The 21560-nt window shown below is 57.8% G+C and carries 32 protein-coding genes, 2 tRNA genes and 1 pseudogene; 19 read left to right on the top strand and 16 right to left on the bottom strand.

Going from position 1 to position 21560, the window contains the following annotated elements; all coding sequences use genetic code 11:
- Positions 1–5: 5 nt before the first annotated feature.
- The 3 genes from I9182_RS09835 to I9182_RS09825 are packed head-to-tail and all read right to left on the bottom strand — an operon-like array spanning position 6 to position 1766.
- Entirely contained in the window at positions 6–440 is a 435-nt protein-coding gene (locus I9182_RS09835; protein WP_209505770.1) for a DUF6691 family protein, read from the bottom strand.
- On the bottom strand, positions 440–868 hold the full coding sequence (locus tag I9182_RS09830; protein ID WP_209505772.1) for a YeeE/YedE thiosulfate transporter family protein: 429 nt from the start codon (positions 866–868) through the stop codon (positions 440–442). The genes I9182_RS09835 and I9182_RS09830 overlap by 1 nt, the downstream gene beginning before the upstream one ends.
- Positions 869–902: 34 nt before the next feature.
- Entirely contained in the window at positions 903–1766 is an 864-nt protein-coding gene (locus I9182_RS09825; protein WP_209598122.1) for an MBL fold metallo-hydrolase, read from the bottom strand.
- Positions 1767–2010: 244 nt separating this feature from the next.
- On the opposite strand from I9182_RS09825, the gene I9182_RS09820 reads away from it, so the two are divergent.
- Positions 2011–2226, top strand: a complete 216-nt coding sequence (locus I9182_RS09820) for a hypothetical protein (RefSeq protein ID WP_209505776.1) — start codon at positions 2011–2013, stop codon at positions 2224–2226.
- Between the two features lie 9 nt (positions 2227–2235).
- Here the strand turns inward: I9182_RS09820 and I9182_RS09815 are convergent, their stop codons facing one another.
- The gene (locus I9182_RS09815; RefSeq protein ID WP_209505778.1) at positions 2236–2454 is read right to left on the bottom strand and encodes a hypothetical protein; all 219 of its coding nucleotides are present in this window, start codon (positions 2452–2454) and stop codon (positions 2236–2238) included.
- Complete coding sequence (locus I9182_RS09810; protein ID WP_209598121.1) at positions 2447–2683, bottom strand: hypothetical protein; 237 nt, start codon at positions 2681–2683, stop codon at positions 2447–2449. The genes I9182_RS09815 and I9182_RS09810 overlap by 8 nt, the downstream gene beginning before the upstream one ends.
- A gap of 17 nt (positions 2684–2700) precedes the next feature.
- On the opposite strand from I9182_RS09810, the gene I9182_RS09805 reads away from it, so the two are divergent.
- On the top strand, positions 2701–2964 hold the full coding sequence (locus I9182_RS09805) for a DUF2312 domain-containing protein (RefSeq protein WP_209505782.1): 264 nt from the start codon (positions 2701–2703) through the stop codon (positions 2962–2964).
- 273 nt (positions 2965–3237) lie between these two features.
- On the opposite strand, the gene I9182_RS09800 is transcribed toward I9182_RS09805, so the two are convergent.
- A tRNA-Thr gene (locus I9182_RS09800) sits at positions 3238–3312 on the bottom strand.
- 83 nt (positions 3313–3395) lie between these two features.
- Here I9182_RS09800 and I9182_RS09795 point away from each other — a divergent pair.
- The 9 genes from I9182_RS09795 (at position 3396) to I9182_RS09755 (ending at position 8992) form a co-directional block, all read left to right on the top strand.
- A complete protein-coding gene (locus I9182_RS09795; RefSeq protein ID WP_209598120.1) occupies positions 3396–3551 on the top strand; it encodes a hypothetical protein in 156 nt (51 codons plus the stop codon).
- Positions 3552–3557: 6 nt separating this feature from the next.
- Positions 3558–4826: a UDP-N-acetylglucosamine 1-carboxyvinyltransferase gene (gene murA, locus I9182_RS09790; protein WP_209598119.1), complete on the top strand. Its 1269-nt coding sequence runs from the start codon at positions 3558–3560 to the stop codon at positions 4824–4826.
- A complete protein-coding gene (locus I9182_RS09785; protein ID WP_209598118.1) occupies positions 4823–5299 on the top strand; it encodes a DUF2948 family protein in 477 nt (158 codons plus the stop codon). Before murA ends, I9182_RS09785 begins: the two co-directional genes overlap by 4 nt.
- Positions 5300–5608, top strand: a complete 309-nt coding sequence (locus tag I9182_RS09780; RefSeq protein ID WP_209598117.1) for a hypothetical protein — start codon at positions 5300–5302, stop codon at positions 5606–5608.
- A gap of 61 nt (positions 5609–5669) precedes the next feature.
- Entirely contained in the window at positions 5670–6971 is a 1302-nt protein-coding gene (hisD, locus tag I9182_RS09775) for a histidinol dehydrogenase (protein ID WP_209505793.1), read from the top strand.
- Positions 6972–7069: 98 nt separating this feature from the next.
- On the top strand, positions 7070–7549 hold the full coding sequence (locus tag I9182_RS09770; RefSeq protein WP_171722821.1) for a UPF0262 family protein: 480 nt from the start codon (positions 7070–7072) through the stop codon (positions 7547–7549).
- Positions 7550–7552: 3 nt separating this feature from the next.
- The gene (locus tag I9182_RS09765; RefSeq protein WP_209505795.1) at positions 7553–8011 is read left to right on the top strand and encodes a low molecular weight phosphatase family protein; all 459 of its coding nucleotides are present in this window, start codon (positions 7553–7555) and stop codon (positions 8009–8011) included.
- A complete protein-coding gene (locus tag I9182_RS09760) occupies positions 8008–8406 on the top strand; it encodes a ketosteroid isomerase-related protein (RefSeq protein ID WP_209598116.1) in 399 nt (132 codons plus the stop codon). Before I9182_RS09765 ends, I9182_RS09760 begins: the two co-directional genes overlap by 4 nt.
- Positions 8399–8992 (top strand): GNAT family N-acetyltransferase, encoded by a 594-nt coding sequence (locus I9182_RS09755; protein WP_209598115.1) that lies wholly within the window; start codon positions 8399–8401, stop codon positions 8990–8992. The genes I9182_RS09760 and I9182_RS09755 overlap by 8 nt, the downstream gene beginning before the upstream one ends.
- Before the next feature lie 331 nt (positions 8993–9323).
- Here the strand turns inward: I9182_RS09755 and I9182_RS09750 are convergent, their stop codons facing one another.
- Positions 9324–10211, bottom strand: a complete 888-nt coding sequence (locus tag I9182_RS09750) for a LysR family transcriptional regulator (protein ID WP_170442075.1) — start codon at positions 10209–10211, stop codon at positions 9324–9326.
- A 95-nt stretch (positions 10212–10306) separates the two neighbouring features.
- Between I9182_RS09750 and I9182_RS09745 the strand changes: the two genes are divergently transcribed.
- From I9182_RS09745 to I9182_RS09715, 7 genes are all read left to right on the top strand, one after another.
- Positions 10307–10537 carry a hypothetical protein gene (locus tag I9182_RS09745; protein WP_209506266.1) on the top strand — a complete coding sequence of 77 codons (231 nt, stop codon included), beginning with the start codon at positions 10307–10309 and terminating at the stop codon, positions 10535–10537.
- A gap of 328 nt (positions 10538–10865) precedes the next feature.
- The gene (locus tag I9182_RS09740) at positions 10866–11741 is read left to right on the top strand and encodes a carbon-nitrogen hydrolase family protein (protein ID WP_209598114.1); all 876 of its coding nucleotides are present in this window, start codon (positions 10866–10868) and stop codon (positions 11739–11741) included.
- Between the two features lie 91 nt (positions 11742–11832).
- Positions 11833–12051 carry a translation initiation factor IF-1 gene (infA, locus tag I9182_RS09735; RefSeq protein ID WP_005978431.1) on the top strand — a complete coding sequence of 73 codons (219 nt, stop codon included), beginning with the start codon at positions 11833–11835 and terminating at the stop codon, positions 12049–12051.
- 11 nt (positions 12052–12062) lie between these two features.
- Complete coding sequence (locus I9182_RS09730; protein WP_209598113.1) at positions 12063–12641, top strand: Maf family protein; 579 nt, start codon at positions 12063–12065, stop codon at positions 12639–12641.
- Positions 12638–13660 (top strand): ribonuclease E/G, encoded by a 1023-nt coding sequence (locus I9182_RS09725; RefSeq protein WP_209598112.1) that lies wholly within the window; start codon positions 12638–12640, stop codon positions 13658–13660. Before I9182_RS09730 ends, I9182_RS09725 begins: the two co-directional genes overlap by 4 nt.
- A complete protein-coding gene (yacG, locus tag I9182_RS09720) occupies positions 13657–13839 on the top strand; it encodes a DNA gyrase inhibitor YacG (protein WP_209598111.1) in 183 nt (60 codons plus the stop codon). The genes I9182_RS09725 and yacG overlap by 4 nt, the downstream gene beginning before the upstream one ends.
- Before the next feature lie 79 nt (positions 13840–13918).
- A tRNA-Phe gene (locus I9182_RS09715) sits at positions 13919–13993 on the top strand.
- 255 nt (positions 13994–14248) lie between these two features.
- On the opposite strand, the gene I9182_RS09710 is transcribed toward I9182_RS09715, so the two are convergent.
- Both I9182_RS09710 and I9182_RS09705 read right to left on the bottom strand, forming a co-directional pair.
- On the bottom strand, positions 14249–15943 hold the full coding sequence (locus tag I9182_RS09710) for an alkaline phosphatase family protein (protein WP_245222577.1): 1695 nt from the start codon (positions 15941–15943) through the stop codon (positions 14249–14251).
- Positions 15944–16131: 188 nt separating this feature from the next.
- Positions 16132–16737, bottom strand: coding sequence for a tetratricopeptide repeat protein (locus I9182_RS09705; RefSeq protein ID WP_209598316.1), 606 nt, complete (start codon positions 16735–16737; stop codon positions 16132–16134).
- Here I9182_RS09705 and I9182_RS09700 point away from each other — a divergent pair.
- Positions 16639–16946 (top strand): annotated as a pseudogene (locus I9182_RS09700) (integrase core domain-containing protein); the annotation flags it as partial. The gene I9182_RS09705 and the pseudogene I9182_RS09700 overlap by 99 nt on opposite strands.
- Positions 16947–17112: 166 nt before the next feature.
- On the opposite strand, the gene I9182_RS20535 reads toward I9182_RS09700, so the two are convergent.
- From I9182_RS20535 to I9182_RS09670, 7 genes are all read right to left on the bottom strand, one after another.
- Positions 17113–17304, bottom strand: a complete 192-nt coding sequence (locus tag I9182_RS20535) for an HGGxSTG domain-containing protein (protein WP_280922669.1) — start codon at positions 17302–17304, stop codon at positions 17113–17115.
- A 280-nt stretch (positions 17305–17584) separates the two neighbouring features.
- Entirely contained in the window at positions 17585–18196 is a 612-nt protein-coding gene (locus I9182_RS09695) for a hypothetical protein (protein WP_209598110.1), read from the bottom strand.
- Positions 18193–18927, bottom strand: coding sequence for a DUF1376 domain-containing protein (locus I9182_RS09690; RefSeq protein ID WP_209598109.1), 735 nt, complete (start codon positions 18925–18927; stop codon positions 18193–18195). The genes I9182_RS09695 and I9182_RS09690 overlap by 4 nt, the downstream gene beginning before the upstream one ends.
- Before the next feature lie 117 nt (positions 18928–19044).
- Positions 19045–19209: an AlpA family phage regulatory protein gene (locus I9182_RS09685; protein WP_245222591.1), complete on the bottom strand. Its 165-nt coding sequence runs from the start codon at positions 19207–19209 to the stop codon at positions 19045–19047.
- Between the two features lie 255 nt (positions 19210–19464).
- The gene (locus I9182_RS09680) at positions 19465–20286 is read right to left on the bottom strand and encodes a tyrosine-type recombinase/integrase (protein WP_348540394.1); all 822 of its coding nucleotides are present in this window, start codon (positions 20284–20286) and stop codon (positions 19465–19467) included.
- A gap of 265 nt (positions 20287–20551) precedes the next feature.
- Positions 20552–20959 (bottom strand): universal stress protein, encoded by a 408-nt coding sequence (locus I9182_RS09675; protein ID WP_209508050.1) that lies wholly within the window; start codon positions 20957–20959, stop codon positions 20552–20554.
- 57 nt (positions 20960–21016) lie between these two features.
- Complete coding sequence (locus I9182_RS09670) at positions 21017–21466, bottom strand: phasin family protein (protein ID WP_209508048.1); 450 nt, start codon at positions 21464–21466, stop codon at positions 21017–21019.
- Positions 21467–21560: the final 94 nt, after the last annotated feature.

The raw sequence follows: 21560 nt of genomic DNA, 5'->3' as shown, positions 1-21560 counted from the left end.
ATTCCTTAGGCCGCGTTTGCCGCCCTGTCCAGTTGCGCGCCCAGCGGTGGTGCCACGAACATCCCGGCCGCCATTGCAACCAGAAAGACCAGCCCGCCCAGCCCGCCATAGCTCAGCGAGGCCATCGCCGGTCCGGGGCACAGTCCGGCCAATCCCCAACCCATCCCGAACAGAACCGAACCCACGATCAGCCTGCGATCAACCTCGGGCTTGGCAGGGGGTGGAAAGGCTCCGCCGGTCAGGGCGTTCTGGCGACCTGTTGTCATCCGCCATGCCACAAGCATCGGCAGAATGGCACCGCCCATCACAAAGGCCAGCGTCGGGTCCCAGTTGCCAAACACATCCAGCCAGCCCTGAACTTTTGTGGTGTCTGTCATGCCCGAAATCAGCAACCCGGCGCCGAACAGTGACCCGGCAATCAACGCAATGATAAGACGCATCAGATCACTCCCATCACATGACGCAGCAACACAAGGGTGACGCCCCCGGCAAGGATATAGAAAACGGTGGCCACGATGCCGCGCAGCGAGAACCGAGAGATCCCGCACACCCCGTGCCCCGAGGTGCAGCCATTGGCGATCCGTGTGCCGATACCGACCAGCAGACCGGCCAGAATGACAACGCCCAGATTGCTGGTAAGATGCGTCTGGGCCTCGGGCGCGATCAACGGGTGCAGAAGAACGGGCATTCCGACAAGCCCCGCAATAAAGGCCAGCTTTTCAGCCATGCTCCCCTTGGCACTGCCATCGACAAGGCCGCCCAGAATACCGCTTGCGCCCATGATCCGGCCATTGCCCAGCAGGTAGACCGCCCCGGCCAGACCGATCACCAGACCGCCGCACAGCCCCCAGATCCACTCAATATTCATGTGGGAATTCCCTTTGTGATTTGTTGTGCTAGCGTCACAGCTTGTTGACCGGCAGTTTCAGGAAAACATCGCCCTGTTCATCCGCCGGGGGCATCTGACCGGCCCGCATGTTGACCTGCAAAGACGGCAGGATCAGGCGCGGCATGGCCAGCGTGGCGTCCCGCGCGTCGCGCATTTCCACGAAGTCTTCGATGCTGCGCCCCTGTCCGATATGGACGTTCAGCGCCTTCTGCTCACCCACCGTCGTCTCCCACGCGTATTCGTCGCGGCCCGGAGCCTTGTAATCATGCCCGACATAGATGCGGGTATTGTCCGGCAGCGACAGAATCTTTTGGATCGACTGGAACAGCGTGGCCGACGATCCTCCGGGAAAATCACAGCGCGCCGTGCCGAAATCGGGCATGAACAGCGTGTCACCCACAAATGCCGCATCGCCAATCACATAGGTCATGCAGGCCGGTGTATGGCCGGGGGTGTGCAGCACGTCGCCCCGCATCTGGCCGATGTGAAAACTGTCGCCTTCCTTGAACAGCGCGTCAAACTGGCTGCCATCGCGCTGAAACTCGGTTCCTTCGTTGAAAACCTTGCCAAACGTGTCCTGCACGGTGACGATCTGGTCGCCAATCCCGATCTTTCCGCCCAGCTCCTGTTGCAGATAGGGGGCCGCCGACAGGTGGTCGGCATGGACATGGCTTTCCAGAATCCACTCGACCTTAAGGTCCTGCGCGCGCACAAAATCGATGATCTTGTCCGCCGAGGTTGTCGCCGTCCGCCCCGAGGCATGATCGAAATCCAGTACGCTGTCGATGATGGCACAGGCCCGCCCCTGAGGTTCATGAACCACGTAGGAAACCGTAAAGGTCTGCTCGTCAAAAAACGCATTCACTTTCGGTGTCATGATCTTCTCCGTTTCGGTCTCGCATATCATATATGTGAATTGGAATGTGATGCAATATCGAACCTGAATTTGATGCCGGTCAAAGCAACCGCTGAAATCCTGGCTTAATCTTTAACCTATCCGCGTCAGATTGCCGAAACTTCGACCATGGCAGGCAATTTCCCGCACAAGGCTACGATATTATCTGCGGGTCGTAATCCCGTTACGTATATTGGGGATACTGGCGCCACTTGGGAGGATAGTTATGACACCGACTGGTCTTTATTCCGAAGCCGAGCAGCTTGAACGTAAGCTTGTGAACGCGGGTCTGGAAACGCGTTTGGCGCTTCAGCCGAGTGTGAGTAAAATTGTTGACCGGATGCGGCAGCAGGGGATGGAGGTGCCTTCGCGCCTGCGTCGTCTGGATGCGGCCTTGTGCGAAGATGCGATTGAAGCGCAGTTTGATAACTTGCCGGTGTGAACCGGATGGTCATCCAAGGGATATCCCGAGGATGACCAGCATCAATCCAAGCACCGACAGAAACAGCGAGGCCAGGTTCCAGGGCAGGACCCCCTGAACCACCGCGCGCAGCTCGTCATCCGACAGACCGGCCTTGCGCGCCCGCATCACGCGAAGAATGCACCAGACCAGACCGGCAAGCCCGGCCACAGACAGGGCTGCACCGCCCCAGGTGATGAATTCAAACATGGTTCCCCCCATATCCTCGTGACCTGATCACGCGCTTAACGGATCGGTTGGGGTCATACAAGTGCGCCAGCCCATTGGGTGCTTGCGACCCGGGCGGCAGCACTGTATCCGGCATTCCACACCAGGGTTTCAGCCTCTGGGGCAGGCGCGTATCGAAGGTGCTCCCGTTGATCGGGCCACCGCCGTTCACCGCCAGCCGCAGGCTGTCCTCTTCTGGTTGCAGGTCCATAACCGGGAACAAAAAAGATGAGCATGTCTGAAGAAGCAGAAGCAAATTACAAGGTCACCGCGGGCGAGCTGCGCCAGTTTGTGGAACGTATCGAGCGCCTTGAGATGGAAAAGAAAGACATCGCCGACCAGATCAAAGAGGTCTACGCCGAAAGCAAGTCGCGCGGCTATGACGTAAAGGCCTTGCGCAGCATCATCTCGCTCAGAAAAAGGGACAAGGATGACATCGCCGAGCAAGAGGCCGTCATCGAAATGTACAAAGAAGCGCTGGGCATGACCTAAGCCCGACCGTCACGAAACGATCTATGGCTCTGGAATGGGTTCAATGCCCTGAAAGAGCCGCTGGCCCAAGGGATGCAACGGGCGCGCGCAGCGGGTCCCCCTTGCCAAGCTCGTGGTACGACCACGCACAGCGCTCGACGCCTCCGGGCTGTATCGAACCGCCCATAATCCAAACGCGCACCACAAAAGTCTCTGAAACGCCAATGGTCAAAGACGCCGGAACACCCAAACCCTTCCGGATAAAAGCGCGCTTTTTCGCAGGAATATGAAGGATGGTGCTGCTGGAGAGAATTGAACTCTCGACCTCTCCCTTACCAAGGGAGTGCTCTACCTCTGAGCTACAGCAGCGCTGTGGGCGGGTGATTAGACTCAAACGAAACGCGGCGCAAGGGTGTCTGGACGGTTTTTTTCGCCTCCTGTAGAGAAAGATCATGACGGATAAAAATTCACCCAAAAAACAAGGTAAACCCGGCGATGCGCGCGAGGCGCGGCTGAAGGCGGCGCTCAAGGCCAACATGGCGCGTCGCAAGGTGCAGGCCAAGGCGCGCGCGGCCGCGGGGGACAAGCCTGACAAGGACGAGGGATAAGAGCAGATGGATTCGATTCTGGTAACGGGCAACGGCCCGCTGAACGGTCAGATACCGATTGCGGGGGCCAAGAATGCGTGCCTGACGCTGATGCCCGCAACATTGTTAAGCGAAGAACCGCTGACGCTGACCAATGCGCCGCGGCTGAGCGATATCAAGACCATGACCGCGCTGCTGCAATCGCTGGGGGCCGAGGTGTCGTCGCTGCAAGACGGTCAGGTGATTGCAATGTCCAGCCACAGCCTGACCAGCCAGACCGCCGATTATGACATCGTGCGCAAGATGCGTGCGTCTAATCTTGTGCTGGGCCCCTTGCTGGCGCGGTTCGGGCAGGCGGTCGTGTCACTGCCGGGCGGTTGTGCGATCGGCGCCCGTCCGATGGACCTGCATGTCGAAGGGCTCGAGGCGCTGGGCGCCGAGGTTGAGCTGAAGGACGGCTATCTGCACGCCAAGGCTCCGGGTGGTCTGAAAGGGGCCGTGCATCAGATGCGCTTTGCCTCGGTCGGGGCCACCGAAAACATCGTCATGGCCGCCACGCTGGCCAAGGGCACCACGGTGCTCAAGAACGCCGCGCGCGAGCCCGAGATCGTCGATCTGGTTGAATGCCTGCGCAAGATGGGTGCCCAGATTTCCGGCGAAGGTACCCCGACCATCGAAATTCAGGGCGTCGACCGGCTGCACGGGGCCACACATCAGGTTGTCACCGACCGGATCGAGTTGGGCACCTATATGCTGGCCCCGGCGATTTGTGGGGGCGAGGTCGAACTGCTGGGCGGTCGCATGTCACTGGTCGAATCCTTTGCGGCCAAACTGGATGCGGCAGGCGTCAGCGTTTCAGAAACCGAAGGCGGTCTGAAAGTGGCGCGCAAAAACGGGCGCGTGCGCGCGGTGGATGTGGTGACCGAACCTTTCCCCGGCTTCCCGACCGACTTGCAGGCGCAGATGATGGCGCTGATGTGTACGGCCGAAGGCACCTCGGTTCTCGAAGAACGCATTTTCGAAAACCGCTTCATGCACGCCCCCGAACTGGTGCGCATGGGCGCGCAGATCGAGGTGCATGGCGGCACCGCCACGGTGACCGGGGTCGAACGTCTGAAAGGCGCGCCGGTGATGGCGACCGACCTGCGGGCTTCGGTCTCGCTGATCCTTGCCGGATTGGCGGCGGAAGGGGAAACAACGGTCAGCCGGGTCTATCATCTGGACCGCGGATATGAACATGTGGTGCGCAAGCTGGAAGGTGTGGGCGCAAAGATTGAACGGATCAAGGGCCAATGACAGACGCAAGTTTTGAAGACGGGCGCGAGGCGCCGCTAAATCTTGGGGCCGAGGATGCAGATGACCTTCAGGTGATCTCGACCCTCGCGCAGGATGCCGTGTTTCCGGTGACCGAGATGAAGTGGCAACCGTCGCAGCGCCGTTTTGGCCTGCTGCTGAACCGCTTTCGTTGGGAAGACAAGGATGCCGCCGCCCGCCGCGACCGCCCGTTTGAACGGGTGCAGTCGGTGCTGGTCTTCGGTTCGGTTCTCTCGGTGTCCAGTCAGGGCATTGATCGCGGTGACACCGACATGATCATGTCGCTGATGTCGGTCGTTTTCGAACCCGGCGAGGATGGCGCGGGCCATGTCCTGCTGACGCTGGCCGGTGACGGTGCGATCCGCCTGACGGTCGAGGCGCTGGATGCCACCCTCAAGGACGTGACGCGCCCCTATCAGGCCCCCTCCGGTCAGGCCCCGCATCACCCCGAATAGATGCAGAACAAGCGCGGCATATCTCAGGCGTTTTCGAAGGTGCCCGAAGGTGTCACTCTGCGTCGCGCCACCGTTTTCGACGTTTTCGACATCAGTCGGGTTCTGATCCGTTCGATCACGCAGCTCTGCGGGGCCGATCATCAGGGTGACCCGCAGGCCATCGCGCAATGGACCGATAACAAGGACCCGGCCACGATCCGGGGCTGGATCAAACCTGGATCGCAGATCTGGCAGGCTACCGGCCGGTGCTGCGGCCACGGGGATCTGTCCTGCTTTGCCATGCACAAATCGCTGCACCCCGTGGGCTGAGGGTTGAGGCCGCGCGCTCCGGGCGATATGTCCCAATGCGCAACGCCCGGAGTGCCAGATCATGCCCGTTTTCCTTGATACCAAATCGCCCGATTTCGAACCCGCCTTCCGGACCCTGCTCTCGGCCAAGCGCGAGGACAGCCCGGATGTGGATGCGGTTGTGGCGCAGATCATCGACGACGTGCGCAACCGGGGCGATGCGGCGGTTATCGAACTGACGGCGAAATTCGACCGGCTGACGCTGACACCCGAAACGCTGGCCTTCAGCGCACAGGATATCGCGGATGCGGTAGCGCTGGTCGGGGCCGAAGATCGCACGGCGCTGGAACTGGCTGCTTCCCGTATCCGGGCCTATCACGAAAGGCAATTGCCCGAGGATCAGGAATGGACGGATGAGGCCGGGGCCACCCTTGGCTGGCGCTGGTCTGCCGTCTCGGCCGCAGGGCTTTACGTGCCGGGTGGGCTGGCCTCGTACCCGTCATCGGTGCTGATGAACGCCATCCCGGCCAAAGTGGCCGGTGTGGAACGGCTGGCCATCGTGGTGCCCACGCCCGAAGGGCAGGTGAACCCGCTGGTGCTGCTGGCGGCACAGCTGTCGGGTGTGGACGAGGTCTATCGCATCGGCGGCGCGCAGGCCGTGGCGGCGCTGGCCTACGGCACCGACACCATCGCGCCCGTCGACAAGATCACCGGACCGGGCAACGCCTTTGTCGCCGCCGCCAAGCGGCGCGTCTTTGGCAAGGTCGGCATCGACATGATTGCCGGCCCCTCGGAAATTCTGGTCATCGCCGACAAGGACAATGACCCCGACTGGATCGCGCTGGACCTGCTCAGCCAGGCCGAACATGACGAAAGCGCGCAGTCGATCCTGATCACCGACGACGCCGCATTCGGCCAATCTGTCGCGCAGGCGGTCGAAAAACGCCTCGAAACCCTGCAACGCCGCGCCATCGCCGGGGTCAGCTGGCGCGACTACGGCGCGGTGATCACCGTGCGCAACCTGGACGAGGCCGCGGCCCTGTCCAACCGCATTGCCCCGGAACATCTGGAACTTTGCGTGGCCGACCCGCGCGCGCTGAGCGAAAAAACCATCCACGCCGGAGCCATCTTTCTGGGTCAGTACACACCCGAAGCCATCGGCGACTATGTGGGCGGCCCCAACCACGTGTTGCCCACCGCCCGCTCGGCACGGTTTTCGTCGGGCCTCAGCGTGATGGACTTCCTCAAGCGCACCACGCTCAGCCAGATGACCCCCGAAGCCCTGCGTGCGATCGGCCCTGCCGCCGAACAGCTGGCGCGCTCGGAAAGCCTCGAGGCGCATGGCCTCTCGGTCACCGCGCGCCTGAACCGCCTGAATGGCTGAAATGACGCAAAGACCGGGCGCATATGGCGTTTCTGTGCGTTGCCCGTTGAATATCATTGTTATAGGTCTGTGCTGACGCAAGGAATGTGACTGTAAAGATGACCCGCATCTCGCATATCGAACTGGATGATAGAAATCTGCCGCCGCCCACGCCCGAGATCGAGCAGGAGCGCAAGGTCGCCATCTATGATCTGCTTGAAGAAAACAGCTTCTCGCTGCCCAAACGCGACGACCGCGTTGTGCCCGAAGGCCCCTATCGCCTTCAGCTTTCGATCCGCGACAAACGGCTTGTCTTCGACATTGAAACCGAGGCCAACGAAAAAGCGGCCGAGTTTCACCTGTCGCTCGGTCCCTTCCGGCAGGTGGTCAAGGATTACTTCCAGATCTGCGAAAGCTATTTTGACGCGGTGAAATCGCTGCCACCCAGCCAGATCGAAACCATCGACATGGCCCGCCGGGGTATCCACAACGAAGGCAGCCGCGTGTTGCAGGAACGGCTGGAAGGCAAGGCAGATGTCGACACCGACACCGCCCGCCGCCTGTTCACGCTGATCTGCGTTCTGCATTTTGGGGGCTGACGCGTGAAGCCTCTGCCGCAGTCGGTCTTGTTCTGTTGCGACCACAACGCGGTTCGGTCCCCAATGGCCGAGGGGCTGATGAAGAAATTCTATGGCACCGGCACCTATGTCCAGTCCGCCGGTGTGCATAACGATCTGGAAATCGACGGCTTCAGCATCGCGGTCTGCCACGAGGTCGGCGTGGAACTGTCCCGCCACCGCTCGCGCTCCTTTGACGAGATGCAGGAATGGGGCGATGACCTCAGCTCGTTCGATCTGGTCGTGGCGCTGTCGCCCGCCAGCCAGCGGCAGGCGCTGGAACTGACCCGTGTTTTTCACCTCGATGTCGATTATTGGCCAATAATGGACCCTACCGGGATGGGCGAGACCCGCGAACAAAAGCTACATCACTACCGACAGACCCGCGACCAGATCATTCAGCATCTGAAAGACCGCTGGGGCGAACCAACGGAGGGGACATGAACCAGACCGTCAAAACCTATTTCGATGCCTTCAACGCCGGTGACGTCGATGGCATGCTGGCCTGCCTGTCCGATGACGTGGCCCATCACGTGAACGAAGGCCAGATTCGCTTCGGCAAGGACAAGTTCGCGGCCTTTTGCGCCCATATGAACCGCTGCTACCGCGAAAACCTGACCGACATCGTCGTGTTCGAAGCCCAAGGCGGCACCCGCGCCGCGGCCGAGTTCATCGTCAACGGCACCTATCTGGAAACCGACGAGGGCCTGCCCGACGCGCACGGCCAGACCTATCGCCTGCCTGCCGGATCGTTCTTTGATCTCAGGGACGGCAAGATCACCCGCGTCACCACCTTCTACAACCTTGCAGACTGGACCAAACAGGTCTCGAATGGCTGACGTCACCGACGTCCGCCCCCTGACCGGAGCGGCACTCGGGGCCGCTCTGGACGATGTTGCCCGCCTGCGGATCAGGGTGTTTCACGCCTGGCCCTACCTCTATGACGGTGATCTGGAATACGAGCGCAAATACCTGCAATCCTACCGAGACAGCGACAAGGCCATCGTGGTCGGTGCCTTCGACGGCGACCGCCTGATCGGCGCCTCGACCGGTGCGCCGCTGACCGACCACGCCGACGATTTCGCCGCGGCCTTTGCAGACACCGGGCTGGACCTGTCCCAGATCTTCTATTGCGCCGAATCCGTCCTGCTGCCGGACTATCGCGGGCAGGGCGTCGGCCACAAATTCTTCGACAGGCGCGAGGGGCACGCCCGCGATCTGGGCTTTACCAAATGCGCCTTTTGCAGCGTGCAACGCCCCACCGACCACCCCCTGCGCCCCGACCTCTACCGCCCGCTGGATACCTTCTGGCGCGCCCGCGGATACAAGCCCTTACCCGGCGCAATCGCCCAATTCTCGTGGAAGGATATCGGGGAGGAGGGAGAAACGCTGAAGCCGTTGCAGTTCTGGATCAGGGATTTGTAGGGTTCGGGTTGGGGGCGGTGCAGCAAGGCTTTTCTGTGTGTTGCCGGAAGTGAGTGGAGGCCAGCAAAGCTGCCATTCGCTGCAGGTGCAGTGTTGATCATTTTAAATGGCAGCAGTGCGGACCGAGCGGTCGTCTGCCTCGGTTGAGTTTATAACCGCAGTTAGCCGGAAGCGGACGTGACCAACGGGAATTTTCGTTTGAGGGAGCGTATGCAGGCTAGCCGGAGAGCGGTCGTTCGAAGCGCAATTCGAAGACAGTCGGTTTGCGGGTGAAAACGCAATCGGTGTGATTAACCGCCCCAATTCACTATTCCGGTTTCACGGGAAGCTTCTACCTGAAAATGGCAGCATAGCGGGGCGCGAAGAATTTCGCGAAGGCCTTTACTTCGGGGCGACTATAAGCCTCTGGCGCAATCAGCATCAAATGCTCCGAGTTCATCTCCTCGAGCGGCGCAAAGCATTGAATGAGCGTGTCATCGCTTTCGGCAAGTTTCACGTTTATGATGCCAAGGCCATGACCCGACCGGATGGCGGCATGCATCAGGTCCAGCTCGGAATAGGTTTGCCTGATCTGATCAGGTTCCGCATAGCGGATCAGCCAATCGTGAAAGGCTGACGGCACACCTTCACGTAGGAAGCTGACAAACGTATGGTTGAACAAGTCTTCTACCGAGGTCGGCAACCCGTGTTTTTCGGCGTATGAATGGGATCCGAAAAGCGCGTAACGCGCGGTGCTTATCTTGCGGCAGATGAGGTCCGGATGGGGAGGGCTTCTTGTCACGCGCAGTGCTATGTCCGCTTCGCCAGCCGATAAATCCAGGACTTCGACGCTGGGCAGGAATTCGAAGCTGACATCGGGGCGGAGCAAAGAGAACTCGTTGAAGATCGTTGCGATCCGGGGCGAGAAGTTGCCGGAATAGGCCGTGATCCGGATCGGCCTGGTGCTGCGCAGCGTTTCAACCGTCTGGGCCAGGCAGGTTGCCGCCGCTTCGATTTCTTCCGCGTTCCGCAGGATCGCTCGTGCTGTTTCGGTCGGCCGGAAGCCGCGCGTGTCCCGCTCGAACAGGGTTACGCCTAGCTCATGCTCAAGCGCCTCAATGCGGCGCGCAACGGTTGGCTGGGCCATGCCGAGCTGGCGCGAGGCAGCCAAGGTGGACCCCGCGCGCACGACGGCAAGAAAGACCCTGATTTCTGACCAGCTCCGGAGTACGCTCTTCATTTTTGTAGAATAGCACATCGCCGCAGCCGATACCGGGAAAATCGTGCAGCCGCTACAGTGGGAGCACCTTCACAGCAGCAGGAAAGGCCCGAGAGATGAACGCATTCATGACCAGCGCCCGCACAGTCCCGCCGCTTCAAAAGGCTCTTGGCTTCATCCAGCGTGTATTCCACTTCGCCCCGCGCCCCCGCCCTGAGGAAACGCAGCCCGATGACGCCCGGGCCCGGCGGGAATTCATCTGGGAGGTTCTTTCCCGCAACCCGGACGCCTTCTCCAGCGATGCCGATGTCCAAAGTATGATGAGTATGTATCCCGGCAGGTTCTGACTAGTTCGGGGCCGACCTTGAGCGCTAATCCCCGTCCGCTCTAGACCGTCGAATGGCCGCTATCGGGCCGGTCGCGCCGATCCGTAATGCCCAACCGCCTTCGCCTCGCAAAGTCAGAAAGCTACGGGTCGCTGCCACCCGAGCCGAACGCAGCATCATGCACTTCGGGCTCGGTGCTGTCAAACGCACTAGCAGCATCCTGTTCTAGTGGCGACGGCTGCCTAGGGCTCTTCCACCCCCCTTCACCCCGTCACCACCAGATTGAACTGTACACGCAGCGGCTCTCACGGTTTAGTGCCTCGACACATCGGCTCAGGGGATACCACCAATGAAAGTCGCAACCGCAGCGTATAATCTCGACTGGCTCGACAGCTGGGCGCAGTACGAGGACAAGCTGGACCGTTGGGTTGCCGACGCCGCCGGGCAGGGGGCCGGGCTGCTGGTGTTCCCCGAATACGGCGCGATGGAGGTGTCGACGCTCGATGGTGCCGAGGTGGCGGGTGATCTTGAACGCTCGATCCGCGCGGTTTCGGACCGGTTCGAGAATGTACAAAATTTGCACTCGCACCTCGCAAGTGCGTACAAAACGTACATTTTGGGTGCATCTGCCCCGGTTGTGGATGGGTCCGGCCGCCCGGTGAACCGCGCCGCGTTCTACGCCCCGGACGGTGGCCGCGACCATCAGGACAAGCAGATCATGACCCGCTTTGAACGCGAGGACTGGGACATTGCGCCGGGCGGTCCGCTCAAGCTGTTCGACACCGCGCTGGGTAAAATCGGTGTTCTGATCTGCTATGACAGCGAGTTTCCCCTGCTGGGCCGCGCACTCAGCCAAGCGGATATGATCCTTGTTCCGTCCTGCACCGAAGCGCTGTCAGGGTATTGGCGTGTTCGCATCGGGGCAATGTCAAGAGCTTTGGAAAATCAATGCGTTACGGTTATGTCGTCACTGGTCGGAGCCAACGACTGGTCCGTAGCTGTGGACATGAACACCGGCATGGGCGGCGTTTTCGGCCCGCCGGACAAGGGGTTTCCTGCCACCGGGGTGCTGGCCGAGGGCACTCTGAACCAGCCCGGCTGGACCTATGCGGATGTCGACCTGTCCGCCATCGCCGCGGTTCGCGCCGATGGGCACGTGCTGAACCGGACCCATTGGCCAGAGCAGGACGCCCGAGTCGAAACGGTCACATTATCCACCCTTTAGATGAATCCGCCCTTGAAATAAGGGAAAAATAGGCTCATTTAAGCGCACATCCCCGCAGATTCTGCGGGCGCAACCTAATGATGGAGACAACATGGCCAAGGAAGATACGCTCGAATTTCCCGGTGTCGTGAAGGAACTCCTGCCTAATGCGACGTTTCGGGTCGAGCTGGAAAACGGCCATGAAATCATCGCACATACGGCAGGAAAGATGCGCAAGAACCGCATCCGTGTTCTGGCCGGCGACAAGGTTCAGGTCGAGATGACCCCCTATGATCTGACCAAGGGTCGGATCAACTACCGCTTCAAATAACGCCTGCCGAGATGGCGTTTATCCTGGGATCGGGCAGCCCAAGGCGGCTGGACCTGCTGGCGCAGCTTGGCGTGCAGCCCGACGCCATCCGCCCCCCTGACATCGACGAAACACCGCTGAAGGGTGAGCTTCCTGTTCCCTATTGCAGCCGCATTACGCGTGAAAAAGTAATGGCAGTTCAATCGGATAGAGGTGACATCACGCTTTGCGCGGACACGACAGTTGCACTGGGGCGGCGTATTCTGGGCAAGCCCGAGGATGAGGGTCAGGCCGCAGAGTTCCTGTACGCTCTGTCCGGTCGCCGCCACCGGGTGATCACCTCGGTCGCCGTTCGGCGCGGGGATCGCATCCTGCAACGTGATGTCGTCTCGCAGGTCAAGGTCAAACGCCTGTCTGACGTTGAAATCAACGCCTACCTTGCGACCGGTGATTGGCAGGGCAAAGCTGGGGCCTACGCGATTCAGGGCCCTGCTGGTGCGTTCATCCCATGGATTTCGGGCTCGTTCACTGGCATCGTGGGGCTGCCCCTGTCCGAGACGGCCGCCTTGCTGCAAGGGATCGGCTACCCACTATATCGCGAGGCATCATGAAAGGTCGCACCATCGTTCTGGACCATATCCAAGGCCGCGAGGCCGCGGCATTGATGGTCGACGGAAAGCTTGATGATCTCCTGATTGCCGCCGACGCGCCGGCACCCGGCACCATCTATCGCGCCCGCGCCGATCGACCGGTCAAGGGGCAGGGCGGCATGTTCCTGACGACACCCGACGGCCCGGCTTTTCTTCGACAGGTCAAAGGGTTAGCGCCGGGTGCCTCGCTTCTGGTGCAGGTGGGCGGATATGCCGAGCCCGGCAAGGCCATCCCTGTAACCAACCGCATCCTGTTCAAAAGCCGCTTTGCCATTGTCACACCCGACGCGCCGGGCCTGAACATCTCGCGCAGCATCAAGGATGACGACAAGCGCGATCAACTGCTTGAAATCGCGCATGAACAAATGGGCGACAGCCCCTACGGGTTGATCCTCCGCTCCTGCTGCATGGATGCGGATGCCGGTGACATTGCCGACGACATTTCGGCCATGCTTGCGCAAGCTGAACAAGTGATGACGGACGAGGGCTCCGACGTCGAACTGCTCATCGAAGGTGACAGCCCGCATATCCTCGCATGGCGCGACTGGACCGATCCTGCCGAGGTTGTGACGAAAACCGGCAGTTTTGAAACCCATGGTGTGTTGGATGCGCTGGATGTTGCCCGTGGTGTTTCCGAACCTCTCCCCGGAGGCGGATACCTCTATATCGAACCGACCCGCGCATTGGTGGCCGTTGACGTGAACACAGGCGCGGATACGTCGCTGGCGGCCGGAACAAAAGCCAACTTCGCTTGTGCCAAAGCTTTGCCACGTGCATTGCGTGTGCGCGGGCTGGCAGGGCAGATCACACTGGATCTGGCTCCGATGCCCAAGAAAGACCGCCGAGGGTTCGAATCCGCCCTGCGTGCGGCCTTCAAGTCGGATCCGGATGAGACGATATTGGCGGGATGGACACCTCTGGGTCATTTCGAATTGCAGCGCAAACGCAGCCGGTTACCTGTCGCTGAGGTCCTGAAATGAGCTGCCCGATCTGCGGAGAAGAAACGCAAAAGAAGTTCCGCCCGTTCTGTTCGAAACGCTGCGCAGACATTGATCTGGCCAAGTGGCTGAACGGCTCTTACGCGGTCCCGTCTCAGCGCGAAGACGACCCTGAGTCCGAGGCCGATGCGGACGAACACAATACAATGCGACCGCACTGAAAAAATGTAAAAAAGCCTCTGGACACTGCCGGTAGCAAGTCATAGAACGCCTCCACCCAACGACAAATGTCGTTCCCGTGCCCGGGTAGCTCAGGGGTAGAGCAGTGGATTGAAAATCCTCGTGTCGGTGGTTCGATTCCGCCCCCGGGCACCACTATATCATCATAAATCTCTTAAAATCATATATTTAGGCATTCTTGCCTAAAATTTATCCACCTATCTGTCCACCTATGATGTTTGGCACTTCTCTTGCCGAAGCCAGTGTTCGGTTTAATCAATTTGTTTTGTCGAGGGTCGGTCGCAAAAGCGGACGTTCGAACGAATGGACACCAACGACGGGTGTGCGGGACAATCCTGCCGTTCGAGAAATCGAACTTGCGATAACCAATTCCGCTTGATCTGGCACCCTCTATTGCCCCAAAACTTCGAGCAGAACCTCTCCAGTCGCTCCAGAAGGCGGCCGAGTGCCCGCAACAATGGACAGGGTCAATGCAACGTCAATCGTATGCACGCGACGCGATACTTTCTGCGGCGAGATACCTGAACCAGCAAACAGGATCGGAACAAAAGTATCGTAGCGCCACGGTGAGCCATGGGTCACCGTTACCGACAAACCATCCATATCGTTGATGAACCATTCTGGTTGGAAAACGAGGTAAATATCTCCTGACCGGTCAGGGTGATAGTTATTCAATACCGCTTGCATCAAAGCGTTGTCCGGCAGTGATCCCTCGCGAAGGCGCGAACTTGGCACGGCGTAGGCTACACCTTCGAAGGATACCAGTTCATCTGCGATTGCGGTCTCAAGCGCGACCCGGTCAATATTTGGGTTATTACGCACGCCCGCGGCCAAGGTCAAATAGGGGTGGTCATACCCTTCAAACAACTCACCGGTTATCCCGAAGCGATCTTTGATCCTCTCAACAGCGGGTGCTGTATTCCACTGATCTGGAGTCACGTACCCCCCCGGTATGCCGATGGAAGCAAGATACCCAGGCGCTTCAGGAGCGCCATGATCTGAAGACAAAACGATTAGAGTATTCTCAAGTCCTACCTCAGTATCGACGTAGGCAAAGAAATCGGCCAGCGTTCGATCAAGCTGCAGCAGATTGTCTTCGGCCTCAAGGCTTGAGGGACCGAAGAAATGGCCCACGTAATCGGTGACCGAAAAGCTCACTGCAAGGAAATCGGTAACGTCGTCGTCGCCCAAGTCTTCGGCATCAATCAAGGTCTTGGCGAAATCAGCTGTCATCTTGTCCCCGAAAGGGCTAAGCGTAAGAAAAGTCGTGTAATATCTACCTTCCACATCCCCAAGAGGATGAGGGAACGTGCTCCCGAAACCGGCAAAATCCGGCTTGTATCCTCCTTCGTTACTATTGGCAAAAAGATAGGTGTCAATGGGGTTCAGCAAGTCCCACGACCGGCCGCTAAAACTCTGCGGCAGACCTCTATCATTCCACACATCGACCCATTTGGGATAGGCATCGTAATAGTAGCTGCTTGTCACGAATTCCCCGGCAGCCTTGGAAAACCAGAATGCCTTGCCTGCATGTCCCGCCATCGCAACTGCGCCACGATCTTTGATAGAGACACCAAAAACTTTTGCCCGACCGGCTGTGTTTACTGACAGTTCATCGCCAAACGTCGATGTCAGAATGGTGCGTGGCGAGCGGCCATCGCTGGTTGCGGCGCGTTGTGTGGGGTCGATTTCGGTTTCGTCGTCAACGTCGGCACCACTTGTGAGGATCGAATAATCCGGGTCTTCAATGTTGTAGACGGTGCGTCCGGCTTCACGATCATACCACAGGTTTCCTACCATACCGTGCGCTGCGGGATTGGCACCGGTTGCCAACGTCGTATGCCCTACAATCGTTTCAGTGTTGGCATGTGTGTGGTGAGCATTGTTGTAGTGAATGCCTTCCTCCAGAAGATAACGGAACCCGCCCTCTCCAAATTGCGTCAGGTGTCTGATTGGCATATCGCCGCGTAGCTGATCGACGGTTATTTGGAGGATCAGTTTCGGTTGGCTCTGGGCACTGGCTGCAAACGGCAAGGCGCCCATTGCGGACAACAGGAGGCCAGTGGCCCTGGATAAAATATGCATTTGGTATCCTATCTTCACACAGATGAATGGCGCAGAGCATGCGGGCAACCCTTCGTGCAAAGCAACCCCAGTCAGAAAGGAACTCAGCGACTTCTTTGGGCTCGGAGCGGACATTTCGTGAAATCTGCTCAATATCTGCTTTGCGGGACTAAGCAGACTTTACCAAACGAGAAACAGAGCTCAGACACTCAGGCACCTAACGGACTAGGAACATCACCATCGTAAACCCTCCTGATCGGTTCGGTTAGGGAGGGCCACAAGGTTCCTTCGGGACGGGGGCGAAAAATATTCTTGATCGCGTCCCCGGATCCGAAATCAATAATTCTTTTCAATTGGAGCTGAGCATCTTCGGTGCGGCCTTCTTTTTCAAAGATCGCGGCAAGAAACATTCGGGGAAACATAAGATCGGGCTTTAGCCGAAGAGAATGTTCAAGAGCACGTTGGGCGGCGCGGAGGTCGTCTGTGAAGAAGAGCGCAGAGCCTTCATAGAGATGAAACATGTATTCCAGCGGATCTCTCGGGCTCAAAAGGAAAGCCTTTCGAGTCAACTTGATGCCCTCGTCCTTTCGGCCAACGATTGCTAGAACGTGGCCGCAGACAGAACAGTTGAATGCCGAGTTCGGATTGAGCTCTACCGCGCGTTCGGCGATGGGTTCAGCTTTCAGAAAAAGACCCAACCAGATGTAGGCAAATGCCGCGTCGGTCAGAACGGTCGGATTGTCACTGACAATGGGACGGAGTTCACCAGTCGCGCGATCCTGAAATGGGCCAACGACAACGAAGTCGAATGGCACTACATCGATCCTGGTAAGCCTCAGCAGAATGCTTCATCGAGTCATTCAATAGCAGCCTGCGCGATGAACTTCTGAACAAGGAGATGTTCGACAGTCTGGATGACTCCCGCCGCAAATTGGCGCTCTGGCGACACGACTACAACAACGTCAGACCGCACTCATCTCTCGGAAACCAAACGCCCGCAGAAGCGCGCCGGACACTTGAGCAATTTGAGCGTGCTGAGAATAATTGCATCCTAACCCTTCGCAAATCTCAAGGCCACGCTCGAAGCCATCGCAACTGGTCACCCCAAAAACAAGATCGACGATCTGCTCTCGTGGATCTTTAAGCCGTCAAGCTGAAAACACAATGACCTGCAGTCGCCGCTTACGGTTCTACGGACTCTTTGCGAAAACTCTATGTTTGCCCTTCGGACCAGTACTAAGCCCACCATGCAATCGGCAGCGCCGTTTGCCAGGAACGACTAGGGCCTGACATTGGCCGCCGTTACGTGTTTTTGCGCCGCACGTTGGACGCTCTGACTTAGGCAGTGGTTCTCCACTATCGTTCAAGCCCAGTTCAGCCATCCGCTTGCAGTCTACGCCTTGGCACTGTGAGCAATCCCTCTGGTAGTTTCTGTGTTTGTGCGCTTCCGCAGGGCAAGGCCGCCAACGTGACAGAAGCGCGCGCCAGTCTATGGGGTCGCCTTGACAGCGCACACGGAATTTCTTCTCAAAATTGGTCGGTCGCCCCATCAAAAAACCACAGCAATTGTTAACATACTCTGCAAACCCCATGATGCGCGTGAGGCGACGGGTTTACCGCCCATCGCCTTGCTTCCCACAATGGCAGGTGTTTCCACTGAGTTCATTCTGAACTATCCCAATCGTATCGAATTGACTGCAGTGAATTGGTGGAGGGGAGAGTTTGGGGCTTAGATTCCGCGTGCGCTGCCTTCTCAGCGGCTTCTTGACGTTTGATCATTTCTGTCTCCATCTGGTTTGCCTTTTGCTCGCCATAGACCTCTTTGACGTTTGAGTACCAAGCCATACGAAGGTTGCGGAGCGTGTCCGGCTTCATCAGTCCGCGAGACTTCATTTCAACACAAATGGCGCCAAACAGGCAGCCTTCATCAACAGCTTCGCCTGCCTTGATTCGGTCGGCGTAAACCTTAAGAGTGTCAATCTCGTCGCCCTGCGCGGGGCGGTGGGTCGTGGTCCCCTGCACCAACTGAGCCGCAGACTTTATTTCGAAGGCCGTGGGCCAAGCGCGTGTTTTGGCGTCCTCGTCCAACTGCTGTTGGAACTTCGGCCACCAATCCTCGTAACCACTGCGAGGCGCAAACTTACCAACTGTGATTGCCAGCGACTTCATTTCTTCGCTCTGGGCCTTTCCATTCCCGGCCAGATGCCGGGGCATAGAGCGCCGTTCAAGCAGATCCTTGAGCTTGGATTTCAAGAAATTCTCACGATGGTTCATTTGTGGCCTCCAAAACTGACACCGTTCATGAGCGCATCAAGGTCGGGCTTGGTTGAGGTATTGGTTTTAAGGGCGGCGGTGATCCAAGAGACTGGCTCTGTCACACCCATTCGGCTTGCGTCCCGAAGCGCATTAAATGTGGCCGCGTCGCCGGATTGCTTGCGCCACATCCCAATAAGAGTGCGCGCTTTCGGCTCAGGAGTTCCGTATTTGCCAAGGAAGGCAACACCTCTGTCGAAGACTTCTTTTGTGAAATCGACTGTGTCGGCAAACGCCGATACGTAAGTATCGGAATTATTTGGGTTGTTGGGTTGTTGGGTAGGTTGCTCCGCGGAAGGATCCACGGTTGCTATCGTATCTTTACTTTTCAGAGGCTTATCTGGATTCTGACCCTTTTTTCGGTTTGACTGTCGCGCAACCTGTTGTTCAACGTAAGCGGCTTCTTTCCGTAACCTCCGGGAAACCAGCATGCCGCCGTCGACTTTAAGGAACTCCCTGATGACCGATCCGATACGCGATTTCCAGAGGCGGGAAGACACCCTGGAGACCGCCGCAAGGCGGCGGTCATCATCAGGGAAATCACATGTTTCGCGAACCCACATCGCCATGAGAATAAGCATGTAGGCGCCAACTTCATCGGCTGCGAGGTGTTGTGTATCACGTTGGAATGCGTCTACCCAAAGTGGGCAGGGACGTTTTGTGCGGGCACGTTTGGCGTTGAAATTACTCATCTTAAGTAACCTTCCGCAGCTTTCCAAGTTCCCCTGGGCTTACAGCGTCACAAGTGATGTTAGCTATTGTCGATGTATCGAAGCGATCGACCATAATGGATCCTCCACTGCGCGCGATTAGCATATGTCGCCATCGCGTAGAGCGCGGAGGTGGGAATCGATTTCTTCCTCGATCCACAACAAACGGCCACCGAGTTTGACGGGTTTGGGAAGCCGCTCTGCAGCTAGGTCGGCATAAATGGATGAACGAGAACGGTTCCCGAGCTTCTCGCGAAGTTCCATTAGGGTCAGGTATTTTGCGGAAGTCGCCGTGAATGTGCTCATTGTGACAGTCGTCCTTTCTTACTCGGGACGAAAGCCAGAATGATCGCAAACGGCCGCTCGTCCCACCAATGGGTGCCCCCGTGTCGGGGAAGACGAGCTGCACATCTTGCGCAGCAACAGTTCCAATGTTAGCGGACTAATTGGTGCAATTCAATATGTAGCTGTTTAGATTTGCTCAGCCACTGTATTTAGAGTGGTCCAGGCTAGCGTTAATTACTGTGTTGAGACGCAAGACACGACTTCCCTAGTTCCACCGCACACGTAGCTCGCCCATTGGTCGCTCAACAACCCACGCTGCTCAAGAAAATCTGTGCGTCTGTAAGCTCGAACGACACCAGAGTCAGTTACGTGTCCCAGCATTGCTTCCGCTACTTCGTGAGGTGCGTCGGTGGCTTCAGCCAGCCAGTCGCGAAGACTGCTGCGGAAGCCATGCGGGCGGGCGTCCAATTTGCGACGCTCCATCATCCTTGAGAGCGTCATATCGGAGATCACGCCCTGCCGTGTATTCGGAAAAAGGAAACCATTTCTGGAATGCGGTAGGGCAAGGTCGATAACGCGTTGCGCTTCCTGCGAAAGCGGCACACGGAAATCACTTGTTGCCCCTTTTCGACCTTTCATGGCCTCACCGGGTATAGTCCAAACGTCTCCCTTAATCTGTTCGAGCTTGAGAAACCGCAAAGGTTTTGAACGAACGCCTGTCAAGATCAGCAGCCTCATTGCAAAGTTCGAGATAGACGGTTCCGCTAAGCTTGAGTAGAAAGCAGGGACATCGCTCCACAGCATTGCTGGGATATGTTTCGGCTTGTGACGTGACTTTCCCAACAACGCTTTGGCTTTTTCTGTTGCCTGAAGGTCAACGTCCAATCCAAGCGCGGCCGCGTGGCGAAAGACAATGTTTAGCCGGTTCATTGCTTTGCGCGCTGTGTCGGCTTTTGTGTGCCAGATTGGGGCCAGGGTGTCGCGAATGTCACCACTAGTATTCATTATCTTTATGATTTTTATAAAAAATCCATATAGAAGTTTGATTTTGTCCACCTAAATATCCACCCATTCGGCCACGGGTGCGCACAATTCCTCGTTCGGTTCAACAGTCGATCCCCTGCTGAGGGGGGCTTACGGCAGATGGCTACAGTGAAGCCCACAAACACACCGGTCTAGCTGACGCTGCCGTCGAAGCGCGGACCACCACAGGAAAAATTCTACGTCAGGAGCGGAAATTCGTCTCCTGAATTGCCGCTCAGTGACAATCAAGACGAAGAAAGAGGCCATTCGATCAAGATCTCTCACCGCAAGGTTTGGTTCAGCGAATTACGTGAACCGAGCACCTGGCGTGATGCACGACTCTGTTCGCAGTGGAACCTAAAAATATGTCCTCAAAACCAGGCTTGTGCGAAACCAAGACGATGCAATCCGCGTCGCTCTCATTTGCGAAGTCTACAATAGCCCTACCCGCGTGCCCAGAGATGAGCCGAGCCTTCGCGCCTGGAATTTCAGAAGCAGTTTGATGCAGGTTTTCCAGGATTTCATGCCGCGTATTGGCAAGTACTTCGCTGGGAATCTGAGACCCTACATACGCCGGAATTGGCTCTTGGACGTGTATCACAGTGAATACAGCGTCCGCATCAGCCAATTGGCGCGCGGCTTCAAACGACGCTTGTGTGTCGTATTCTTGGTCCAGAGCAACCGGGATCAGGATATTCTTGTACATTTGACCTCCTATCTACTGCTCCAATGATTCCAGTTTGGTTCCTCGGCAGCAGGAAACCTACACAGGCTCAGACTTTGAAGATTTCCCCGCGCCCTTTGTAGCGGCTACAACATCATCAACTGTTTTCTCAACAGCTTCAGCTTCGGTTTCAGCGACATAAGATGCACAACGGGACACGGTTTCGAACCATTCCTGAGCGTCAGCAACCAACCGCTCCGCCGAATGGCGCTGCCACTCCGCCATGCTCTGAAAGGCTTTAGAAGGATCGGACGGGTTCGCGGAAGACACATTGCGTGCAGCTTTTAGAGCCGTCCGGACCGCCTCATGACGCCGTTCGAACCAATGCTGCGCAAAGGCCTCGGTTTCTTCGAGCAATTTCTCTTGCGCGTCCCAAAATTGTTCGATCTGGGCACCAAAGGCCGGATTGCCAGAAATGGGCGGCTGCATTTGCTTGAAAACATCCAAAAGTGAGGTCGGGCTATTTGTGTTAGATTTCTTTGTCGGCATCGAAAATTCCTCCTCATTCCCTGAATGGGTTATTGTGCCACCTGCGGCGCGCTTTCGCCTTAATACAGATCAATATCCCTTATTTTTAGGACCT

Source organism: Ruegeria sp. HKCCSP351 (genome assembly GCF_017872535.1).
Lineage (GTDB): Bacteria > Pseudomonadota > Alphaproteobacteria > Rhodobacterales > Rhodobacteraceae > Ruegeria.
The sequence above is the reverse complement of the archived record's forward strand: the minus strand, read 5'-3'. Positions and strand labels throughout refer to the sequence as shown.

Bases quoted from the DNA above. Each gene is read 5' to 3' on its own strand.
- I9182_RS09675 (WP_209508050.1), bottom strand. From the start codon at position 20,959: ATGTACAAGAATATCCTGATCCCGGTTGCTCTGGACCAAGAATACGAC.
- yacG (WP_209598111.1), top strand. From the start codon at position 13,657: ATGAGCTGCCCGATCTGCGGAGAAGAAACGCAAAAGAAGTTCCGCCCG.
- I9182_RS09830 (WP_209505772.1), bottom strand. From the start codon at position 868: ATGAATATTGAGTGGATCTGGGGGCTGTGCGGCGGTCTGGTGATCGGT.
- hisD (WP_209505793.1), top strand. From the start codon at position 5,670: ATGCCCGTTTTCCTTGATACCAAATCGCCCGATTTCGAACCCGCCTTC.
- I9182_RS09815 (WP_209505778.1), bottom strand. From the start codon at position 2,454: ATGTTTGAATTCATCACCTGGGGCGGTGCAGCCCTGTCTGTGGCCGGG.
- I9182_RS09670 (WP_209508048.1), bottom strand. From the start codon at position 21,466: ATGCCGACAAAGAAATCTAACACAAATAGCCCGACCTCACTTTTGGAT.
- I9182_RS09835 (WP_209505770.1), bottom strand. From the start codon at position 440: ATGCGTCTTATCATTGCGTTGATTGCCGGGTCACTGTTCGGCGCCGGG.
- I9182_RS09780 (WP_209598117.1), top strand. From the start codon at position 5,300: ATGCAGAACAAGCGCGGCATATCTCAGGCGTTTTCGAAGGTGCCCGAA.
- I9182_RS20535 (WP_280922669.1), bottom strand. From the start codon at position 17,304: ATGGCTGAACTGGGCTTGAACGATAGTGGAGAACCACTGCCTAAGTCA.
- I9182_RS09785 (WP_209598118.1), top strand. From the start codon at position 4,823: ATGACAGACGCAAGTTTTGAAGACGGGCGCGAGGCGCCGCTAAATCTT.
- murA (WP_209598119.1), top strand. From the start codon at position 3,558: ATGGATTCGATTCTGGTAACGGGCAACGGCCCGCTGAACGGTCAGATA.
- I9182_RS09695 (WP_209598110.1), bottom strand. From the start codon at position 18,196: ATGAACCATCGTGAGAATTTCTTGAAATCCAAGCTCAAGGATCTGCTT.
- I9182_RS09805 (WP_209505782.1), top strand. From the start codon at position 2,701: ATGAGCATGTCTGAAGAAGCAGAAGCAAATTACAAGGTCACCGCGGGC.
- I9182_RS09770 (WP_171722821.1), top strand. From the start codon at position 7,070: ATGACCCGCATCTCGCATATCGAACTGGATGATAGAAATCTGCCGCCG.
- I9182_RS09795 (WP_209598120.1), top strand. From the start codon at position 3,396: ATGACGGATAAAAATTCACCCAAAAAACAAGGTAAACCCGGCGATGCG.
- I9182_RS09760 (WP_209598116.1), top strand. From the start codon at position 8,008: ATGAACCAGACCGTCAAAACCTATTTCGATGCCTTCAACGCCGGTGAC.
- I9182_RS09730 (WP_209598113.1), top strand. From the start codon at position 12,063: ATGGCGTTTATCCTGGGATCGGGCAGCCCAAGGCGGCTGGACCTGCTG.
- I9182_RS09740 (WP_209598114.1), top strand. From the start codon at position 10,866: ATGAAAGTCGCAACCGCAGCGTATAATCTCGACTGGCTCGACAGCTGG.
- I9182_RS09745 (WP_209506266.1), top strand. From the start codon at position 10,307: ATGAACGCATTCATGACCAGCGCCCGCACAGTCCCGCCGCTTCAAAAG.
- I9182_RS09820 (WP_209505776.1), top strand. From the start codon at position 2,011: ATGACACCGACTGGTCTTTATTCCGAAGCCGAGCAGCTTGAACGTAAG.
- I9182_RS09710 (WP_245222577.1), bottom strand. From the start codon at position 15,943: ATGCATATTTTATCCAGGGCCACTGGCCTCCTGTTGTCCGCAATGGGC.
- I9182_RS09685 (WP_245222591.1), bottom strand. From the start codon at position 19,209: ATGGAACTTCGCGAGAAGCTCGGGAACCGTTCTCGTTCATCCATTTAT.
- I9182_RS09825 (WP_209598122.1), bottom strand. From the start codon at position 1,766: ATGACACCGAAAGTGAATGCGTTTTTTGACGAGCAGACCTTTACGGTT.
- infA (WP_005978431.1), top strand. From the start codon at position 11,833: ATGGCCAAGGAAGATACGCTCGAATTTCCCGGTGTCGTGAAGGAACTC.
- I9182_RS09725 (WP_209598112.1), top strand. From the start codon at position 12,638: ATGAAAGGTCGCACCATCGTTCTGGACCATATCCAAGGCCGCGAGGCC.
- I9182_RS09755 (WP_209598115.1), top strand. From the start codon at position 8,399: ATGGCTGACGTCACCGACGTCCGCCCCCTGACCGGAGCGGCACTCGGG.
- I9182_RS09810 (WP_209598121.1), bottom strand. From the start codon at position 2,683: ATGGACCTGCAACCAGAAGAGGACAGCCTGCGGCTGGCGGTGAACGGC.
- I9182_RS09690 (WP_209598109.1), bottom strand. From the start codon at position 18,927: ATGAGTAATTTCAACGCCAAACGTGCCCGCACAAAACGTCCCTGCCCA.
- I9182_RS09750 (WP_170442075.1), bottom strand. From the start codon at position 10,211: ATGAAGAGCGTACTCCGGAGCTGGTCAGAAATCAGGGTCTTTCTTGCC.